At 62.7% G+C, this 2783-nt stretch carries 7 protein-coding genes; 4 read left to right on the top strand and 3 right to left on the bottom strand.

What is annotated here, in order from left to right; translation table 11 throughout:
• On the top strand, positions 1-223 hold a 223-nt coding region (locus ACK59X_RS30995), incomplete at its 5' end, for a hypothetical protein (RefSeq protein ID WP_409962722.1).
• Positions 220-1188, top strand: a complete 969-nt coding sequence (locus tag ACK59X_RS30990; RefSeq protein WP_409962720.1) for a tyrosine-type recombinase/integrase — start codon at positions 220-222, stop codon at positions 1186-1188. The genes ACK59X_RS30995 and ACK59X_RS30990, both read left to right, overlap by 4 nt.
• Before the next feature lie 39 nt (positions 1189-1227).
• On the opposite strand, the gene ACK59X_RS30985 is transcribed toward ACK59X_RS30990, so the two are convergent.
• Genes ACK59X_RS30985 through ACK59X_RS30975 form a run of 3 tightly spaced genes read right to left on the bottom strand, consistent with a single transcriptional unit; the run spans position 1228 to position 1913 of the window.
• Positions 1228-1410: a hypothetical protein gene (locus ACK59X_RS30985; RefSeq protein WP_409962719.1), complete on the bottom strand. Its 183-nt coding sequence runs from the start codon at positions 1408-1410 to the stop codon at positions 1228-1230.
• A gap of 13 nt (positions 1411-1423) precedes the next feature.
• Complete coding sequence (locus tag ACK59X_RS30980) at positions 1424-1609, bottom strand: hypothetical protein (RefSeq protein ID WP_409962717.1); 186 nt, start codon at positions 1607-1609, stop codon at positions 1424-1426.
• A gap of 1 nt (position 1610) precedes the next feature.
• Positions 1611-1913: a DUF3892 domain-containing protein gene (locus ACK59X_RS30975; RefSeq protein WP_409962715.1), complete on the bottom strand. Its 303-nt coding sequence runs from the start codon at positions 1911-1913 to the stop codon at positions 1611-1613.
• A 131-nt stretch (positions 1914-2044) separates the two neighbouring features.
• Between ACK59X_RS30975 and ACK59X_RS30970 the strand changes: the two genes are divergently transcribed.
• Together ACK59X_RS30970 and ACK59X_RS30965 are read left to right on the top strand one after the other, a co-directional pair.
• A complete protein-coding gene (locus tag ACK59X_RS30970; protein ID WP_409962713.1) occupies positions 2045-2398 on the top strand; it encodes a helix-turn-helix domain-containing protein in 354 nt (117 codons plus the stop codon).
• Positions 2398-2523: a hypothetical protein gene (locus ACK59X_RS30965; protein ID WP_409962712.1), complete on the top strand. Its 126-nt coding sequence runs from the start codon at positions 2398-2400 to the stop codon at positions 2521-2523. Before ACK59X_RS30970 ends, ACK59X_RS30965 begins: the two co-directional genes overlap by 1 nt.
• Positions 2524-2783: the final 260 nt, after the last annotated feature.

Here is a 2783-nt window from a genome sequence, read left to right as displayed (position 1 = left end):
CCTGCCGACCTCCGTGAAGGCGGAAGTCGCGCGCCTGGCCAAAGCCGACGGGATCAGCTTCAACCAGTTCGTCGCCACAGCCGTCGCCGAGAAGCTGGCCGCCATGAACACGGCAGCCTACTTCGCCGAGCGGCGCAGCCGTGCTGACTTCGAAGCCTTCGATCAAATCATGGCGCGGTCGTCTGGCGGCGTGCCGCCGCAGCCGGAAGAACAGATCCCGTGACAGCCGAGAACGCGCTTCCCGTGCTGACCCCATCAGGCGGCCGGCTGCTGACCGCCGACGCCTTCCAGCGCCTGGCCGACGTGCCGCTGGAGATCGAGTGGTTTGCGAACCTGGGCACCAAGGCCACGCGGCGGGCCTACGAGAACGCCCTGCAGGACTTCCGTCGCTTCACCGGCATCGCCAGGCCCGAGGAGTTTCGGACCGTCACCCGGGCACACGTCATCGCCTGGCGCGAGGACCTCGTGCAGCGGGCACTCAGCGGCCAGACTATCCGTCACCGCCTGGCGGCGCTGTCGTCGCTCTTCGAGTACCTGTGTGACCGCAATGCGGTGACGCACAACCCGGTCAAGGGTGTGAAGCGCCCTCCGGTGGAGAGCTACGAAGGAAAGACCCCGGCGCTGGGTGACCATCAGGCGCGGCAGCTGCTGGACGCGCCGGATGCCGGCACTCTCAAAGGCAAGCGCGATCGGGCGATCCTGGCCACGCTGCTGTATCACGCTCTGCGGCGCGATGAGCTGTGCCGGCTGAAGGTCAAAGACTACAAGCAGGAGCGGCGTGGGGTGGCGCACCTGAAGGTGTCCGGTAAGGGCGGCAAGACGCGGTACGTGCCGCTACACCCGGCCGCCGGGGGCTGGGTGGCCGAGTACCTGGAATCTTCGGGCCACGGTGCTGAAGACGGCAGCGCCCTTTTCCGGCCGATGTACCAGAGTAGGCCTGGTGGACTTGCCAAGTCGATAACGCCGGACGGGATCTACAAGATTGTTCGCGGCTACTCGGCCGCGTTAGGGTTCGAGATTGGTGCGCATGCGCTACGGGCAACGGCGGCGACGAACGCGCTTGACCATCAGGCCGACATCGCCAAGGTGCAAGAGTGGCTGGGACACGCGAACATCGCGACCACCAGGATCTACGACCGGCGCAAGACGCGGCCGGAGGACAGTCCGACGTTTAAGGTGGTCTATTGATTGACCCCATGTACAGGATAGAGCCGTTGTGCTGCCGACCTAGGCTGGTTCGATCTCAAACCGCTGAAGCACCAAAGCGATCCGAGTGACGGTGCTGGAGTAGTTCGCTTGGTGCATCTGTCCACCGACGGCGTCCCGTAGGAATTTACGTGCCTCCCTCAGCAGGTCGGTGATTTCTTGCGCGTCTTCGTCCGTGAGCTTGGTCGGGATCGAATTCATCATGATGTTCCCTCCCTCAACGGTTGCTGTCAGGCGTTACCTTGACGGGCGCCCAGGTGTGACCAGGCTTCGTCGTAGGTGGGAGTTGTCGGTTGTCGGCCACCGCAGCGAAGTTCTGCTGCTTGCCGCCGCGAGGTCCGACTTCTTGGAAGATGCCGCCGCGATTGCCCGTGTTCTGACCCGGTTTCAGGGACTTCGTCATCTCAAGCTCCTTGGAGAGAACACTGGTTCAGGGACAGGAGGTTGTTGTTCCACTTGCCGTCCGCGTACGTCCTGAGGTACGGGGCCTTGCCCGTCTCGCGAACCACGCCGATGTCGGCGCGCTTGCCGCTCGACGGGTCTGTGACATAGAACGTGTTCGTTTTCGCGTCGATGCTCGCGATGACTTGCTCGCGGGTCCACATCCAGCCACCGTTCGCGCTGCGTGGGTTCCCGAGATGCGTGATGTGCTCATGCGGGCTCTGCGGGTGAGGTTTGACAATACAGGTAACTTGAACATCAGCCATGGCAATTCCTTTTTTGCTTGCCGGCGCCGCGAGCGTCATCTAGGATCAGACGAATTCGTCATGCTCTTGGCTGAAAAGATGACCCTTGCGGGCCATGACGAATCAGTCATAACACACTATACGTAATAGTCATGTCAGGGTCAACCCCCCCTTCCGCAATCTTTCCGGATCGTCTACGTACGGCGCGCGAGTACCGCGGGCTGACCCAAGGTGAACTTGCTGCGCGCGCAGGACTGCAGCCGTCTGCAATCTCTCATTTCGAGACGGCCACCCGCAAACCGTCCTTCGACAACCTTCTGCTGCTGGCCAACACGCTCGATGTGACGACGGACTACTTGCTGGGCCGGGTGGCCGAATTCAAGAAGATGGCTGGGGCTGATCAGCTGCACCGGCACTACGAATCTCTGCAGGACACAGATCGCAAGTTCGCCGACGAACTGATCACTTTGCTTGCCAACAAGGCGAGGGACAAAGGGACGAAGTGATGCAAGCCGACCCGTTCGCCTTTGCCTCGCTTCTAGCCGAGCAGATTCTCAAGGGCGAGGGGGTCGGGAGCCTGGCGGACGACAATTATCTTGATCGCTCAGCGACAACTATCTTGAGCGGTTGACGCACGCCGCCGGGGGTGCGTTTTGCGGTTGGGCCCTCCAGTGGTTTGCCTCTCAGGAGGAGGCAGCCACGGTGCCCGGCAATCGCATAACGGACCTACAAGTGACCAAGTACAAGGAACTGCGCGGCAAGCACACGCAGGAGGCGGCCGCGGCCAAGACAGGCAGCAGCGTGAGCAGCGCCAGGCGCATCGAAGCCACAGTGACGTTGCCTTCGCAGCGTCCACCGCGACACTGGCGCACGCGCGCCGAGCCGCGCAGC

Origin of the sequence: Acidovorax sp., from assembly GCF_046339755.1 — a bacterium.
Taxonomy (GTDB): domain Bacteria; phylum Pseudomonadota; class Gammaproteobacteria; order Burkholderiales; family Burkholderiaceae_C; genus Acidovorax.
The sequence above is the reverse complement of the archived record's forward strand: the minus strand, read 5'-3'. Positions and strand labels throughout refer to the sequence as shown.